Source organism: Enterobacter cloacae complex sp. IR5384 (assembly GCF_049237265.1).
GTDB classification, from domain to species: domain Bacteria; phylum Pseudomonadota; class Gammaproteobacteria; order Enterobacterales; family Enterobacteriaceae; genus Enterobacter; species Enterobacter cloacae.
In genome coordinates, this window is sequence record NZ_JBMKHJ010000011.1 from 17,903 (window position 1) to 34,169 (window position 16,267).

14 protein-coding genes are annotated in these 16,267 nt (G+C 54.5%); 9 read left to right on the forward strand and 5 right to left on the reverse strand.

Going from position 1 to position 16,267, the window contains the following annotated elements; all coding sequences use genetic code 11:
* Positions 1–12 precede the first annotated feature (12 nt).
* A complete protein-coding gene (gene aceE / locus ACOTX3_RS11320) occupies positions 13–2,676 on the reverse strand; it encodes a pyruvate dehydrogenase (acetyl-transferring), homodimeric type (protein ID WP_013095597.1) in 2,664 nt (887 codons plus the stop codon).
* 123 nt (positions 2,677–2,799) lie between these two features.
* On the reverse strand, positions 2,800–3,564 hold the full coding sequence (gene pdhR, locus ACOTX3_RS11325; protein WP_013095596.1) for a pyruvate dehydrogenase complex transcriptional repressor PdhR: 765 nt from the start codon (positions 3,562–3,564) through the stop codon (positions 2,800–2,802).
* 537 nt (positions 3,565–4,101) lie between these two features.
* On the opposite strand from pdhR, the gene aroP reads away from it, so the two are divergent.
* The 3 genes from aroP to ACOTX3_RS11340 all read left to right on the forward strand — a co-directional run bounded on the left by aroP (position 4,102) and on the right by ACOTX3_RS11340 (position 7,994).
* The gene (aroP, locus tag ACOTX3_RS11330; protein WP_013095594.1) at positions 4,102–5,472 is read left to right on the forward strand and encodes an aromatic amino acid transporter AroP; all 1,371 of its coding nucleotides are present in this window, start codon (positions 4,102–4,104) and stop codon (positions 5,470–5,472) included.
* Between the two features lie 166 nt (positions 5,473–5,638).
* Positions 5,639–7,051: a glycoside-pentoside-hexuronide (GPH):cation symporter gene (locus tag ACOTX3_RS11335; RefSeq protein WP_020688510.1), complete on the forward strand. Its 1,413-nt coding sequence runs from the start codon at positions 5,639–5,641 to the stop codon at positions 7,049–7,051.
* On the forward strand, positions 7,044–7,994 hold the full coding sequence (locus ACOTX3_RS11340) for a family 43 glycosylhydrolase (RefSeq protein ID WP_038418687.1): 951 nt from the start codon (positions 7,044–7,046) through the stop codon (positions 7,992–7,994). The genes ACOTX3_RS11335 and ACOTX3_RS11340 overlap by 8 nt, the downstream gene beginning before the upstream one ends.
* A gap of 18 nt (positions 7,995–8,012) precedes the next feature.
* Here the strand turns inward: ACOTX3_RS11340 and ampE are convergent, their stop codons facing one another.
* Entirely contained in the window at positions 8,013–8,867 is an 855-nt protein-coding gene (gene ampE / locus ACOTX3_RS11345; protein WP_020688508.1) for a beta-lactamase regulator AmpE, read from the reverse strand.
* A gap of 9 nt (positions 8,868–8,876) precedes the next feature.
* Positions 8,877–9,428, reverse strand: coding sequence for a 1,6-anhydro-N-acetylmuramyl-L-alanine amidase AmpD (gene ampD, locus ACOTX3_RS11350; protein ID WP_058651097.1), 552 nt, complete (start codon positions 9,426–9,428; stop codon positions 8,877–8,879).
* Positions 9,429–9,515: 87 nt separating this feature from the next.
* Between ampD and nadC the strand changes: the two genes are divergently transcribed.
* The 4 genes from nadC (at position 9,516) to hofC (ending at position 13,592) form a co-directional block, all read left to right on the forward strand.
* A complete protein-coding gene (gene nadC, locus ACOTX3_RS11355; protein WP_013095589.1) occupies positions 9,516–10,409 on the forward strand; it encodes a carboxylating nicotinate-nucleotide diphosphorylase in 894 nt (297 codons plus the stop codon).
* Positions 10,410–10,585: 176 nt separating this feature from the next.
* Complete coding sequence (ppdD, locus tag ACOTX3_RS11360) at positions 10,586–11,023, forward strand: prepilin peptidase-dependent pilin (protein WP_023620000.1); 438 nt, start codon at positions 10,586–10,588, stop codon at positions 11,021–11,023.
* Positions 11,024–11,035: 12 nt separating this feature from the next.
* Complete coding sequence (gene gspE / locus ACOTX3_RS11365; RefSeq protein ID WP_038981216.1) at positions 11,036–12,418, forward strand: type II secretion system protein GspE; 1,383 nt, start codon at positions 11,036–11,038, stop codon at positions 12,416–12,418.
* Positions 12,408–13,592: a protein transport protein HofC gene (gene hofC, locus ACOTX3_RS11370; RefSeq protein ID WP_038981214.1), complete on the forward strand. Its 1,185-nt coding sequence runs from the start codon at positions 12,408–12,410 to the stop codon at positions 13,590–13,592. Before gspE ends, hofC begins: the two co-directional genes overlap by 11 nt.
* A gap of 32 nt (positions 13,593–13,624) precedes the next feature.
* Here hofC and ACOTX3_RS11375 read toward each other — a convergent pair whose 3' ends face one another.
* Entirely contained in the window at positions 13,625–14,668 is a 1,044-nt protein-coding gene (locus tag ACOTX3_RS11375) for a GMP reductase (RefSeq protein WP_020688503.1), read from the reverse strand.
* A gap of 228 nt (positions 14,669–14,896) precedes the next feature.
* Here ACOTX3_RS11375 and coaE point away from each other — a divergent pair, with 228 nt between their 5' ends.
* A complete protein-coding gene (gene coaE, locus ACOTX3_RS11380) occupies positions 14,897–15,517 on the forward strand; it encodes a dephospho-CoA kinase (RefSeq protein ID WP_014830656.1) in 621 nt (206 codons plus the stop codon).
* Complete coding sequence (gene zapD / locus ACOTX3_RS11385; RefSeq protein ID WP_013095583.1) at positions 15,517–16,260, forward strand: cell division protein ZapD; 744 nt, start codon at positions 15,517–15,519, stop codon at positions 16,258–16,260. Before coaE ends, zapD begins: the two co-directional genes overlap by 1 nt.
* Positions 16,261–16,267 lie beyond the last annotated feature (7 nt).

The window sequence follows — 16,267 nt, forward strand, 5'->3', positions numbered from 1 at the left end:
TTCTTTTACCTCTTACGCCAGACGCGGGTTAACTTTTTCTGCATCGATGTTGAATTTGGTAATTGCGTCCGCAACCACTTTCTTATCGATTTCGCCACGTTTAGCCAGTTCGCCCAGTGCTGCTACAACCACGTAAGAAGCATCAACTTCGAAGTGGTGACGCAGGTTTTCGCGGCTGTCAGAACGACCGAAGCCGTCAGTACCCAGTACGCGATAATCATCAGCTGGAACGTAAGTACGAACCTGCTCAGCGAACAGTTTCATATAGTCAGTAGACGCCACCGCTGGCGCGTCGTTCATCACCTGAGCGATGTACGGAACGCGTGGGGTTTCCATTGGGTGCAGCATGTTCCAGCGCTCACAATCCTGGCCATCACGCGCCAGTTCAGTGAAGGAGGTCACGCTGTACACGTCGGAACCCACACCGTAGTCTTTCGCCAGGATCTGCGCTGCTTCACGAACGTGACGCAGAATAGAACCGGAGCCCAGCAGCTGAACTTTACCTTTGCTACCTTCAATGGTTTCGAGTTTATAGATACCTTTACGGATACCTTCCTCGGCACCTGCTGGCATTGCCGGCATGTGGTAGTTTTCGTTCAGGGTGGTGATGTAGTAGTAAATGTTCTCTTGCGCTTCGCCGTACATGCGCTGCAGACCGTCATGCATGATGACTGCCACTTCGTACGCGTAAGACGGGTCGTAAGAGATACAGTTAGGGATAGTCAGAGACTGAATGTGGCTGTGGCCATCTTCGTGCTGCAGACCTTCACCGTTCAGGGTCGTACGACCGGAAGTACCACCAATCAGGAAGCCGCGAGCCTGCTGGTCGCCTGCCTGCCAGCACAGGTCACCGATACGCTGGAACCCGAACATGGAGTAGTAGATGTAGAACGGGATCATCGGCAGGTTGTTGGTGCTGTAGGAGGTCGCAGCAGCCAGCCAGGATGCGCCTGCGCCCAGCTCGTTGATACCTTCCTGCAGGATCTGACCTTTCTCGTCTTCTTTGTAGTAAGCAACCTGCTCACGGTCCTGCGGGGTGTACTGCTGGCCGTTCGGGCTGTAGATACCGATCTGACGGAACAGACCTTCCATACCGAAAGTACGCGCTTCGTCAGCGATGATTGGCACCAGACGATCTTTGATCGACTTGTTCTTCAGCATCACGTTCAGGGCACGAACGAAAGCGATAGTGGTGGAGATCTCTTTGTTCTGCTCTTCCAGCAGCTGAGAGAAGTCTTCCAGCGCTGGCAGTTCCAGTTTCTCGGTGAAGTTAGGCTGACGAGCTGGCAGGTAGCCTTTCAGCGCCTGACGACGTTCGTGCAGGTATTTGTACTCTTCAGAACCTTCCGGGAAGGTGATGTAAGACAGGTTTTCTACCTGCTCATCGGTCACTGGCACGTTGAAACGGTCGCGAATATAGCGCACGCCGTCCATGTTCATTTTCTTAACCTGGTGAGCGATGTTTTTACCTTCTGCGGTATCACCCATGCCGTAACCTTTGATGGTGTGGGCCAGGATTACAGTCGCTTTACCTTTGGTTTCGCGCGCTTTTTTCAGTGCTGCGTAGATTTTCTTCGGATCGTGACCACCACGGTTCAGCGCCCAGATCTGCTCGTCAGTCCAGTCTGCAACCAGTGCGGCGGTTTCAGGATATTTGCCGAAGAAGTGCTCACGAACGTAGGCACCGTCTTTAGATTTGAAGGTCTGGTAGTCACCGTCAACGGTTTCGTTCATCAGCTGGATCAGTTTACCGCTGGTGTCTTTACGCAGCAGTTCGTCCCAACGGGAACCCCACATTACTTTGATAACGTTCCAGCCAGCACCTGCGAAGATGCCTTCCAGTTCGTTGATGATCTTACCGTTACCGGTTACCGGACCATCCAGACGTTGCAGGTTACAGTTGATGATGAAGCACAGGTTGTCCAGCTTCTCACGGGTAGCGATGGTGATCGCACCTTTAGATTCTGGCTCATCCATCTCACCGTCACCCAGGAAGGCGTAAACGGTTTGCTCAGAGGTATCTTTCAGACCACGGTGTTCCAAGTACTTCAGGAATTTCGCCTGATAGATTGCACCGATTGGGCCCAGACCCATGGATACGGTCGGGAACTGCCAGAATTCAGGCATCAGTTTAGGGTGCGGGTAAGAAGACAGACCTTTACCGTGAACTTCCTGACGGAAGTTATTCATCTGCTCTTCAGTCAGACGACCTTCCAGGAATGCACGTGCATAGATGCCCGGAGAGATGTGGCCCTGGAAGTACACCAGGTCGCCGCCGTCTTTCTCGTTAGCAGCACGGAAGAAGTGGTTGAAGCACACTTCGTAAACGGTCGCAGAGGACTGGAAGGACGCCATGTGGCCACCCAGCTCCAGATCTTTCTTGGACGCACGCAGAACGGTCATGATGGCGTTCCAGCGGATAGCAGAACGGATACGGCGTTCCAGATCCAGATTGCCCGGGTATTCCGGTTCGTCTTCAACGGCAATCGTGTTTACGTAGTTGCTAGCCCCTGCACCTGAAGCAACCTTCACGCCGCCTTTGCGGGCTTCAGAAAGCAGCTGATCAATCAGATACTGAGCGCGCTCAACACCTTCTTCACGGATGACCGATTCGATCGCCTGTAGCCAGTCGCGAGTTTCGATCGGATCCACGTCATTTTGGAGACGTTCTGACATGGGGGTATTCCTTATCTATCTAATACGTTGATTTGTCTGGAACCTGTCCCATTGTATTTTCGTCAGAAAACACAATAAGACAGGTTCTGCGTTTAGTTGCCGCGCTCTAAAAGTACCTGGCGCTTAATCCTTTCGTTGCTGTATGCGGCGTAATGAACGTTCGCGACGCGATTGTTCTCGGCTGCGGTCCAGCAAGATTTCCTCAATGAAAGCCAGATGTCGGTGCGACGCTTCGCGCGCCTGCTCCGGTTCCCCGGCCATTATCGCCTCGAATACTCGGGTGCGATGGTTGCTTACCAGCGGGAGCATGTCCCGACGGGCATACAACAATTCAAAATTTTGACGAACGTTCTGGGCCAGCATCGGCTCCATGCAGCGTAGCAGATGGAGGAGCACTACGTTGTGTGCCGCTTCGGTGACGGCAATCTGATACTGGACGACGGCATTGGACTCGGCGTCTAAATCGCCGGACTGCTGTGCCCGTTCAATGGCCTGATGCAGTTCGCGGATACGCACGCGATCTTCATCAGTGCTGCGAAGGGCGGCGTAATAGGCCGCGATACCTTCAAGCGCGTGACGGGTCTCAAGCAGATCAAACTGGGATTCTGGGTGGTCAGAGAGAAGTTCTACCAGCGGATCGCTGAAGCTCTGCCACAGGCTGTTTTGAACAAAGGTTCCGCCGCCCTGGCGACGAAGCAGCAAGCCCTTTGCTTCGAGGCGTTGAATCGCCTCACGCAGAGAGGGGCGGGATACGTCGAACTGTTTAGCCAGCTCGCGTTCTGGCGGAAGTTTCTCACCCGGGCGCAGTGTCCCCTCGAGGATTAAAAACTCCAGCTGCTGCTCAATCACATCGGATAGTTTTGGTTGGCGAATTTTGCTGTAGGCCATATTCCCTGTCTTACGCCTTTTTGCCCGGAGTCAATTGGTCTTACCAATTTCAAGTTCGTATCGCTAAAGTAACAAAGTATTCACCTTCTGTCCATATTGGTTTTGATTGAAATCAGTAAACCCTGCACATTTTAACAACCTTACAGAAATAACGTTTCAGAAATGTAACTTTGCACAAATGAGCTGATTACTACCAAAGAGGGAGTTTTAACCATAATGAAACGAGGGTTTTTGCAATCTGAAGCGATTCAACAACGCAAAAAATGAAAATTCGCCCACTTTTAAGGCATTTCTATTCTATAGGTTGGGGTAGTAAGAATTAACGGTGCGATTTACAAATGCTTTCTTTTTATTCAACTCGTCATCAGCCCTTCATAAAGCAGGTGCATTCACATGCGCTTACCACTATTCTTGCGCTTACGGAAGACATCTCCGCTTTTTTCGGTCTTATTAACCGTAAAGAAATAAATACAGAAAACGGATATTCATAATTACACACGCACAGCGTGAACATAACAACCACACACGAGGTTTCAAATGGAAGCTCAACAGCACGGCGATCAGCTAAAGCGCGGCCTTAAAAACCGCCATATACAGCTCATCGCATTGGGTGGTGCTATCGGCACAGGCCTGTTTCTGGGAAGCGCATCCGTCATCCAGTCGGCCGGTCCAGGCATTATTTTGGGTTACGCTATCGCAGGTTTTATTGCGTTTCTGATTATGCGCCAGTTAGGTGAGATGGTCGTTGAAGAGCCGGTTGCAGGCTCGTTCAGCCACTTTGCCTACAAATACTGGGGCAGTTTTGCCGGTTTCGCTTCCGGCTGGAACTACTGGGTGCTTTACGTTCTGGTGGCCATGGCAGAACTGACCGCCGTGGGGAAATACATTCAGTTCTGGTATCCCGAGATCCCAACCTGGGTTTCTGCGGCAGCGTTCTTCGTCATTATCAACGCCATCAACCTGACCAACGTAAAAGTGTTCGGTGAGATGGAGTTCTGGTTTGCCATCATCAAAGTCATTGCCGTGGTGGCGATGATTATCTTTGGCGGCTGGCTGCTGTTTAGCGGCAACGGTGGCCCACAGGCCACAGTGCGTAACCTCTGGGAGCAAGGTGGATTCCTGCCTCACGGGATGACCGGTCTGGTGATGATGATGGCCATTATTATGTTTTCCTTCGGGGGGCTGGAGCTGGTGGGGATCACCGCCGCTGAAGCCGACAACCCGGAGCAAAGCATCCCGAAAGCGACAAATCAGGTTATCTACCGAATTCTGATCTTCTATGTGGGTTCACTGGCCGTTCTGCTCTCGCTGCTGCCGTGGACACGCGTCACGGCCGACACCAGCCCGTTCGTCCTTATCTTCCACGAACTGGGCGATACCTTCGTGGCGAATGCACTCAATATCGTCGTGCTGACGGCGGCGCTTTCCGTTTACAACAGCTGCGTGTACTGCAACAGCCGCATGCTGTTCGGCCTTGCGCAGCAGGGTAACGCACCGAAAGCCCTGTTGAACGTCGATAAGCGCGGCGTGCCGGTCAATACCATCATTGTTTCGGCTATCGTGACGGCGCTTTGCGTGCTGATTAACTACATGGCACCTGAATCGGCGTTTGGCCTGCTGATGGCCCTGGTGGTCTCGGCTCTGGTGATTAACTGGGCGATGATCAGCCTGGCGCACATCAAGTTCCGCCGCGCTAAACAGCAGCAGGGCGTAACCACACGCTTCCCTGCCCTGCTCTATCCGCTGGGTAACTGGGTTTGCCTGCTGTTTATGGCGGGCGTGCTGGTAATTATGCTACTCACCCCAGGCATGGCGATTTCCGTTTACCTGATCCCGGTCTGGATTGCGATCCTCGGCGTGGGGTATCTGGTAAAACAGAAAAACGGTAAAACCGTAAAAGCACATTAATAGCCCCTCAGCTCAGCACTCGTTTCGCGGGTGCTGAGCGTTTGTTACCTTCCTCACAAATTCACCTCGTCAGCCGCTTTATCCATATCACCGCCCTGATACTGCAACGCATATATCGATTAGCCAGCAAATAATTCTCTCCATACCGTCACCCGGAGAGCAGTCAATGGATAACAATAAACTGTCAGTAAAAGAGAAGATCGGCTATGGGATGGGCGATGCAGGATGCAATATCATCTTCGGCGCCATCATGTTGTTTGTTAATTATTTTTATACCGATATTTTTGGGCTGGCACCTGCGCTGGTCGGCGTGTTGCTGCTGTCCGTGCGCGTCATTGATGCCGTTACGGACCCGATTATGGGGGCCATCGCGGACCGTACCCGCAGTAAATATGGGCGGTTTCGTCCATGGCTTTTGTGGATTGCGTTCCCCTATGCGCTGTTCAGTATCCTGATGTTCACCACGCCTGACTGGAGCTATAACAGCAAAGTTATCTATGCCTTTGTGACCTACTTCCTGCTCTCGTTAACCTATACGGCCATCAACATTCCCTACTGCTCGTTGGGCGGCGTGATCACCAATGACCCAAAAGAGCGCGTGGCCTGCCAGTCCTATCGCTTTGTGATGGTGGGTATTGCCACGCTTTTACTGTCGCTCACGCTCCTGCCGATGGCGGACTGGTTTGGTGGCGATAACAAAGCCAAAGGCTACCAGATGGCGATGACCGTGCTGGCGCTGATTGGTACCTGTATGTTCCTGTTCTGCTTCGCCACCGTGCGCGAGCGCGTACGTCCGGCGGTGCAGACCCATGATGAGCTGAAAAACGATCTGAAGGACGTGTGGAAAAACGACCAGTGGGTACGCATTCTGCTGCTGACCCTCTGCAACGTCTGCCCGGGCTTTATCCGCATGGCGGCCACCATGTATTACGTCACCTGGGTAATGGGCCAGAGCACTCACTTTGCCACCCTGTTTATCAGCCTGGGCGTGGTGGGGATGATGCTCGGCAGTATGCTGGCGAAAGTGCTGACCGACCGCTGGTGTAAACTGAAAGTGTTCTTCTGGACCAACATCGTGCTGGCGCTTTTCTCCTGCGCGTTCTATTTCTTCGACCCGAAAGCGACCGTCACCATCGTGGTGCTCTACTTCCTGCTTAACATTCTTCACCAGATCCCATCTCCGCTGCACTGGTCGCTAATGGCCGATGTGGACGACTATGGCGAGTGGAAAACCGGTAAACGCATCACCGGGATCAGCTTCTCGGGCAATATCTTCTTCCTCAAGCTGGGGCTGGCGATTGCTGGCGCGATGGTGGGCTTCCTGCTCTCATGGTATGGCTACGACGCCGGTGCGAAAGCGCAAAGCGCAGAGGCCATTAACGGGATCGTTCTGCTGTTTACCGTGATCCCGGGTGTGGGGTATTTGATCACTGCGGGCGTAGTACGACTGCTGAAAGTGGATCGGGAAACCATGAAACAGATCCAGCTCGACCTGGAGAAACGCCGCACCAACTACAGCGAACTGAACGCCTGGCAGGAAACGAGAGCCGAAACAAAAGAAGGAACGCCGCATGCATAACTGGCCTAACCCGTTTATAGAACAACGCGCTGACCCGTACATTCTGCGTCATGAAGGGCAATATTATTTTATCGCCTCCGTGCCGCAATACGACAGGCTGGCGATCCGCCGGGCAGCGTCGCTGGAAGGTTTGCGCAGTGCCGACGAGGTGGTCGTATGGCGCAAACCGGAGACCGGCCCAATGAGCCAGCTTATCTGGGCACCGGAACTGCATCATATCGACGGTAAGTGGTACATCTATTTTGCCGCCGCGCACACCCAGGCGCTGGATGGTCTGGGCATGTTCCAGCACCGCATGTTTGTGCTGGAGTGTGCCGACCGCGACCCGCTAACCGGCACGTGGACTGAAAAAGGCCAGGTAAAAACGCCATTCGACACCTTTGCGCTGGACGCGACCACGTTCGTGCATCAGGGGAAACGCTGGTATCTGTGGGCGCAAAAAGCCCCGGATATCTCCGGCAACTCCAATCTCTATTTATGTGAAATGGAGAACCCGTGGACGCTGAAAGGCGAGCCGGTGATGCTCAGTAAACCGGAATATGACTGGGAGTGCCGCGGCTTCTGGGTCAACGAAGGCCCGGCGGTGCTGTTCCACGGCGACAAGTTGTTTATCAGCTATTCCGCCAGCGCGACCGACGAGAACTACTGCATGGGGCTGCTGTGGACAGAGATCAATGCCGATCCGCAAAATCCTGCCAACTGGCACAAGGCCTCGCGCCCGGTCTTCGTCACCAGCTACGAAAACCGCCAGTATGGGCCAGGCCATAACAGCTTTACACAAACGCCGGAAGGAGAAGATGTGCTGGTGTATCACGCGCGAAATTACACCGAAATTGAAGGCGATCCGCTTTATGACCCCAATCGTCATACCCGTCTGAAGCTCGTCCGTTGGCACGAAAACGGGATGCCTGATTTTGGCATCCCGCCTGCCGATACGCCGTAACCGCTACGGCACGCGGGTTCAGACCAGCGTGCCGTAAATGGTCAGCAACGCTACGATAACGACCACCACAAACGACGTTTTCTTCGCCATCGAGACCGCCGCTTTCGGCGTTTCTATCTTGTCGGTATGTGGCTCACGCGCCAGAGAGAACTGCGCCAGGCGTGTCAGCACCTGGTACTGCGAGGTATGACGGTCGCCAAGCGAGGCGAACCACGCCGGGAGCGCTTTTTCGCCGTGGCCAATAAGCGCGTAGACCACACCCACCAGACGAACCGGAAGCCAGTCGAGCACGTGCAGGATCGCATCAATGCCGGAGAGCAAACGTTCATGCGGGGTGAGATAGCGGGCAAGCCAGGTCTGCCAGGCGCGCAGGAACGCATATCCCATCAGCAGTACCGGCCCCCACGGGCCCCCCACCACAAACCAGAACAGCGGCGCCAGGTAGTAGCGGAAGTTAATCCACAGCAGCGCATTCTGCAGTTCACGCAGGAACTCGCGTTCATCGCAATCCGGCGGCACGCCGTGGATCATCGTCAGCTCGCTGGCCATGGCGCTACGTGCATGCGCATCATCACGGGAAGCGGCTTTCAGATAAGCGTGATAGTGCATACGCACCTTGCCTGCGCCAATACACAGCACGCCGAGCAGGATCCACACCACCAGTAGCGGCACGTTGAAAAAGAGGCCGTATAACGAGCGCAGCAGCAAGAACGTAATCACCATCACGCCCGCGGTCATCAGCAGCGTACGCAGCATGGAAAAATGGTTAATCCGGCGGAAAAGCACCTCCAGCCGGTGATCCAGATGCCAGTGCTCACCGAGTTTGAACAAGCGTTCAGCGATGATAACCAGCAGCATGGTAAACAACGTCATGTTATCTCCTTATTCTGACGACGCGGTAAGCATGGCGCGAAACCGGGGCCAGTCAAATGCAGGGCCAGGATCGGTTTTTCGCGCCGGGGCGATATCACAGTGTCCCGTAATGTTCTCTGCAATCGCAGGGTAAAGCCTGATGAGCGTTTGGGTGATATCCACCAACCGCTGGTACTGTGCATCGGTATAAGGGGTGGTGTCCGTGCCTTCCAGCTCAATCCCAATAGAGAAGTCATTGCAACGCTCGCGCCCCTTATACATCGAGACACCCGCATGCCAGGCGCGCTTATCAAAAGGAACATACTGAACCACTTCGCCATCGCGACGGATCAGGCAGTGCGCCGATACGCGCAGATGCGCAATCTCAGCAAAGAAAGGATGGGCATCGGGATCTATCGTTCCCGTGAATAACGCATCGATCCACGGACCGCCAAACTCACCTGGCGGGAGACTAATGTTATGAACCACCAGCAGTGTGGGCTTTTCATCCTCCGGGCGGCCATCGTGGTGCGGTGAGGGTACACGCCGCGCATCCACCAGCCATCCGTCTTCTAACAACATGCTGGAACTCCTTATGTATGGTGCTGTTACTCGGTTCAGAGTAGCATGTTTCAATATTATGATTCGTTACCAATTTGGAGTTTTATCATGCCGCCTCGCCGCTACAACCCCGACCACCGACGTGAAGCGCTTCTGGAACGTATTAATATGGATATTCCGGCAAGCGTTGCCCATGCTTTGAAAGAAGATCTGGGCGGTGACGTCAGCGCGGACAACGATATTACCGCACAATTATTGCCGAAAGAGACACGCTCACACGCCGTGATCATCACCCGCGAAGATGGCGTGTTTTGCGGCAAGCGCTGGGTTGAAGAGGTCTTTACTCAACTGGCTGGCGATGAGGTGCAAATCACCTGGCATGTCGAAGACGGTGACGCCATTACCGCAAACCAGCCGCTGTTTGAGCTTGAAGGCCCGTCCCGCGTGCTGCTGACCGGTGAACGTACCGCGCTTAACTTTGTGCAGACCCTTTCAGGGGTGGCAAGTGAAGTGCGTCGTTACGTTGACCTGCTGGCCGGTACCCATACGCAACTGCTGGACACCCGTAAAACGCTGCCAGGTCTGCGCACGGCATTAAAGTACGCGGTGCTTTGTGGCGGGGGAGCCAACCACCGTCTGGGGTTGTCCGACGCCTTCCTGATTAAAGAGAACCACATTATTGCCTCTGGCTCCGTGCGTCAGGCGGTGGAGAAAGCCTTCTGGCTGCACCCGGATGTGCCGGTTGAAGTGGAAGTTGAAAACCTCGAAGAGCTGGAGCAGGCCATCAAGGCCGGTGCCGATATCATCATGCTCGATAACTTTGAAACAGCACAGATGCGCGAGGCGGTGAAGCTCACCAACGGCCAGGCACAGCTCGAAGTTTCAGGGAACGTCACCTTCGAAACGATCCGTGAATTCGCCGAAACCGGCGTGGACTACATTTCTGTCGGGGCGCTGACCAAGCACGTTCGCGCCCTCGATCTCTCCATGCGCTTCAAATAACGTCGTCTCCCCTCTCTGCCTGGAGAGGGGAAATTTCAGCCCTCCTCGCAATCTCTCTGTTCTTCTCTGCAAGTAAGTACAAATTCCCTGAACGCCGCTTCACGTTCCATTTTTTGCCCCTCGTCTGCTTTTTTCCCCGCTGTCAGAGTAGCGCCACTTAACCCTGAGGAGCAGATATGAACAGACAACAAGGCTTCACGCTCATTGAGCTGATGGTGGTAATCGGCATTATTGCCATCCTGAGCGCCATTGGTATTCCCGCCTACCAGAACTACCTGCGAAAAGCGGCCCTGACCGACATGCTGCAAACGTTCGTGCCCTATCGCACGGCGATTGAACTTTGTGCCCTGGAACATGGCGGCGTGACGAGCTGCGACGGCGGCAGTAACGGTATCCCTTCTCCAACGACAACACGCTATGTCTCGGGAATGAGCGTGACGCAGGGCGTCGTGTCGTTAACCGGGCAGGAGAGCCTTAACGGACTTGAGGTGGTGGTGACGCCGCAATGGAGCAGTGGCAACGGTATGACGGGCTGGAAACGTAGCTGCAATATCAGCAACGACGGTGCGCTCAAAGAGGCCTGCGAAGATGTTTTCCGTTTCGACAGTAACTGACAGGAGCGGACAATGAATTCAGATCAACTCGTCACCCTGTGCCAGCGCCACCATGCTTTGCTGCTGACCAGCGACGCCGACATGATTAGCATCGCCGTCGTGGGCAATCCCGCCGCTGAAATGATGGAAGCGCTGCGTTTCGCCACGCAAAAACGTATTGATATTGAATGCTGGACAGCGGAGCGCATGGAAAAACACCGGCAGTTAACCGCGCAATCACACCTCCCGGTTGTTTTAACGCCGCATAACACGGTGGATATTCTCAACCACACCCTGCAGCAGGCGATCAACCAGCGCGCATCTGACATTCATATCGAACCGATGGGGGATATCTGTCAGGTCCGCTTGCGTATTGACGGTGTGCTTTGTCCGCTGCCACCGCTTTCTGCAGCGGTGGCAAATACCCTCACCGCTCGCTTAAAAGTGCTGGGCCAACTGGATATTGCGGAGCGCCGTTTACCGCAGGATGGTCAATTTACGATTGAACTGGCAAGCGAGCCGGTCTCTTTTCGCATCGCCACGCTTCCCTGCAGCGGCGGAGAGAAAATTGTGCTGCGCCTGCTGCATCAGGTTCATCAGGCGCTGGAACCCGAAAAACTGGGAATGAGTGCGAAACAGCTGGCCCGCTTTAACGAGATCCTCCATCAACCGCAGGGGCTGATTTTGGTCACGGGCCCCACTGGCAGCGGAAAAACGGTCACGCTCTATAGCGCATTGCAGGCGCGTAATACCCCTGACGTTAACATCTGCAGCGTGGAAGATCCGATCGAGATCCCGCTTGCGGGGCTGAACCAAACGCAGATTAATCCCCGTGCGGGCTTAACCTTTCAGAGCGTTCTGCGGGCGCTCCTGCGCCAGGATCCGGACATCATTATGGTAGGCGAAATCCGCGATAGTGAAACGGCAGAGATTGCCATTAACGCCGCACAGACCGGGCATCTGGTGCTGTCGACGCTTCACACCAACTCCACGACGGAAACCGTCATTCGCCTGCAGCAGATGGGGGTTGCACGCTGGATGATCTCCTCTGCGCTTTCGCTGGTGATTGCCCAGCGACTGGTGCGTCGTCTGTGTCCTCACTGTCGGCAGGAAGCCAACAGCCGCGCAGAATTACCGCGCACCGTATGGCCCCGGCCGCTTCCTCGCTGGCAACCTGGCGGCTGCGATCGCTGCTATCACGGCTTTTATGGCCGCGTCGCCATTTTTGAAGTCCTCGCCATCGACACCACGCTCCGGCAGGCCATCGCCAGTGGTGCCTCGATAGAGGTCATCGAAGCCAGCGCCCGTCAGGCGGGAATGACATCGTTATTTGAGCAGGGTTGTCTGGCCGTAGAGCAAGGTCTGACCACGCTCGAAGAGTTGCTGCGCGTGCTGGGAATGCCCAATGAGTATTAATCATCTCTGGCGCTGGCGGGCGCTATCCAGTGAAGGCGAATCTCTGTGTGGGGTGCTGTGGGCGGCAGATCGCGAAACGGCCTTCGTCAGGCTGATGCGTAAAGAGTTACATCCACTTTCGCTCACCCGATGCTCGCTGACGCACCGCTGGCGACCCCAGCATTGCTATGAGATGTTTCGCCAGCTTGCCACGCTGTTGCAGGCTGGCCTGACGTTATCGCAAAGTCTGCAAATGCTGGCCGAGCAGCATCCTGTCAAACACTGGCAGGCGCTGCTGGAAAACATGAATGATGATCTGAGCGAGGGATGCGCCTTTTCCGAGGCGCTGAAGCGATGGCCTGCGGTATTTAGCCCGCTGTATGTCTCGATGGTAAAAACAGGGGAGCTAACGGGGAAGCTGGAAACGTGCTGCCACCAGCTCGCTCAGCAGCAACAATCCCAGCAGCAACTCACGGCTAAAGTGAAGAAGGCGTTGCGCTATCCGACGATCATCCTGGCGCTGGCCATTCTTGTCGTTCTGGCCATGGTCACTCTGGTCTTGCCGGAGTTCGCGGCCATCTACAAAACGTTTAATACTCCCCTGCCGCTGCTGACACAGATGGTCATGGGCCTGTCGGCGTTTATCCAGACATACGCCATCGCCCTGTTCGTGCTGTTGCTTATTCCCGTGGCCATCGCCTGGGCGCTGCGACGGGATCCGCGCTGGCAACGTATCCTGATGCATATTCCCGTGACGGGAAGGCTGGCAAGAGGGCAAAAACTGGGGCAGATCTTTACCGTACTGTCACTCACCCAGCAGGCGGGCATCCCCTTTTTACAGGGATTACAGAGCGCAGAAGAAACTGTTGATAGCCGGTACTGGCAAGGCATATTGCGCAGCGTTCGTGGGGACATTGAACAAGGCTTTACCGTCTGGTCTTCATTTCAGAAAGCGGCCGTCTTTACCCCGCTGTGCATTCAACTCATACGCACCGGGGAAGTCTCTGGGTCACTCGACATTATGCTGGAAAACCTTGCCCGCCATCATACGGAGCAAACCTTTCAACTGGCAGATAATCTGGCCGCGCTTCTGGAGCCAGTGCTGCTGATTGTGACAGGGGTGATTATCGGTACGCTGGTGGTGGCGATGTATCTGCCCATTTTCCATCTCGGGGATGCAATGAGCGCGGGATAACGCTGGCGTACGGACATACGCCAGCGAAAACATTACAGGCTATTGAAAACGCGGTTTTCCTGCTCCTGAACGCGGATAAACGTCGTACGTTTTGTCAGCTCTTTCAGACGGGATGCCCCAACGTAGGTACATGCGGAACGCAGGCCGCCCAGAATGTCACGAGCCGTGTTTTCGACCGGGCCACGCAGGGGCAGCTTCACGGTTTTGCCTTCCGCAGCACGGTATTTTGCCACGCCACCTACGTGACGGGTCATTGCTGATTCTGAGCTCATGCCGTAGAACAGCATGAACTTCTCGCCGTTCTCTTCAACCACGGTACCGCCGCTCTCTTCATGACCCGCCAGCATGCCGCCGAGCATCACGAAATCCGCGCCGCCGCCAAAGGCTTTCGCGACATCACCCGGCATGGTGCAACCGCCGTCGCTGATGATCTGGCCGCCCAGACCGTGCGCGGCATCAGCACACTCAATCACCGCAGAAAGTTGCGGGTAACCCACACCGGTCTTCACACGCGTGGTACACACGGAACCCGGGCCAATGCCCACTTTTACGATGTCTGCACCTGAAAGGATCAGCTCTTCACACATTTCACCGGTTACCACGTTGCCCGCGATAATGGTTTTGGTGGGCCAGGCCTCACGCGCCTTGCTGACAAACTGCACGAAGTGCTCGGAGTAACCATTTGCCACATCAATACAGACAAAATTGAGCGCCGGGTTAGCGTTAAGAATCTGTTTGGTCTTCTCGAAATCGGCATCGGAGGTACCGGTGGAAACCATGACATGCTTCACCACATCGTCCGATGCAGAGGCGATAAAGGCATTCCACTCTTCCGGGCTGTAGTGCTTATGCACAGCGGTAAGGATATCGAATTTCGCCAGCGCGGTTGCCATCTCGAAGGTTCCCACCGTATCCATATTGGCTGCGATGATCGGCACGCCAGACCAGGTCTGACCGGAATGTTTAAAGGTGAATTGACGTTCGAGTTCAACGTCTGAGCGACTTTTCAGTGTAGAGCGTTTAGGGCGGATAAGAACGTCTTTGAAACCTAACTTCAGATCTTCTTCGATACGCATGTGCGGATTCCTGGGGTTAGAGGCAAATATGTTAAAAGCACAACTCCAGTGACGTTATCATACGCACTAATACCTGCTCCGCAAGACTGCGAAATTCTCTTTTTTTACGCTACAATCCTATAAATTTACCTGGTAAAAAGCCGGTAAAGAGAGCCAAACAGTGGCTGGCGCACGTTTGAATTTTAACCAACTGATTTTAATAATGAATAATTCCCAGGATTTGATTTAATGGGGTATATCGTCGCATTAACCGGCGGCATCGGCAGCGGGAAAAGTACCGTTGCGGACGCATTTTCTCGTCTGGGTATCACCATAATCGATGCCGATATCATTGCCCGTCAGGTGGTAGAGCCAGATACACCCGCACTAAACGCCATTAAGGCACATTTTGGTCAGGCAATTATCAACGCGGATGGCACGCTAAATCGCCGCAAGCTTCGTGAGTGCATTTTTTCTGATTCTTCAGAAAAGGCCTGGCTTAATGCTCTGCTCCACCCCATTATCCACCAGGAAACCCAGCGTCAGATTGCCGCAGCCCGCTCGCCGTATGTTCTGTGGGTGGTTCCGCTGCTGGTAGAGAATCAACTGCACAATAAAGCGGACCGGGTACTGGTCATTGATGTCTCACCCGAAACGCAAATCCAGCGCACCGTGGCGCGCGACCATGTCTCGCGCGAACAGGCTGAACAAATTCTTGCCGCTCAGGCCACGCGCGCTCAGCGCCTTGCCGTTGCGGATGATGTTATTGATAATAACGGCGCACCAGATGCCATTGCATCGGATGTTGCCCGCCTGCACGCGCAGTATCTGACGTATGCCGCGCAGGCCGTTGCACAGGAAAAACCATAATGTCGACCCACATCCTTTTTGAGCATCCGCTCAACGAAAAAATGCGTACCTGGCTGCGTATCGAATTTCTGATTCAACAACTCTCACAACATTTGCCCATCAACGATCATGCGACGGCGCTGCACTTCTTCCGCAATGTGGGCGATCTTCTGGATGTAATTGAACGAGGCGACGTTCGCACCGAGCTACTGAAAGAGCTGGAGCGCCAGCAGCGTAAATTACAGGCCTGGGCCGAAGTACCGGGCGTTGACCAGAGCCGCATTGATTCACTCCGTCAACAGCTTAAAAACAGCAGCAGTACGCTGATGGCCGCTCCCCGCGTTGGGCAGTTTTTGCGTGAAGACCGCTTAATCGGGCTGGTGCGCCAGCGCCTGAGTATCCCGGGCGGCTGCTGCAGCTTTGACCTGCCGACACTGCATATGTGGTTGCATATGCCGCAGGTCCAGCGTGATGCACAGGTGAAAAGCTGGCTGGACAGCCTGGAGCCGATGCATCAGACGTTATCCCTGATCCTCGATCTCATCCGTAACTCGGCGCCATTCCGCAAGCAAACCAGCCTGAACGGTTTCTACCAGGACAACGGTGATGATGCGGATCTGCTGCGTCTTAACCTCTCTTTAGGTGAACAGCTTTACCCGCAAATCTCCGGGCATAAGAGTCGTTTTGCGATTCGCTTTATGCCGCTGGATAGTGAAAATGGCACCGTGCCGGAACGCCTCGATTTTGAACTGGCCTGTTGTTAAGGAGTGC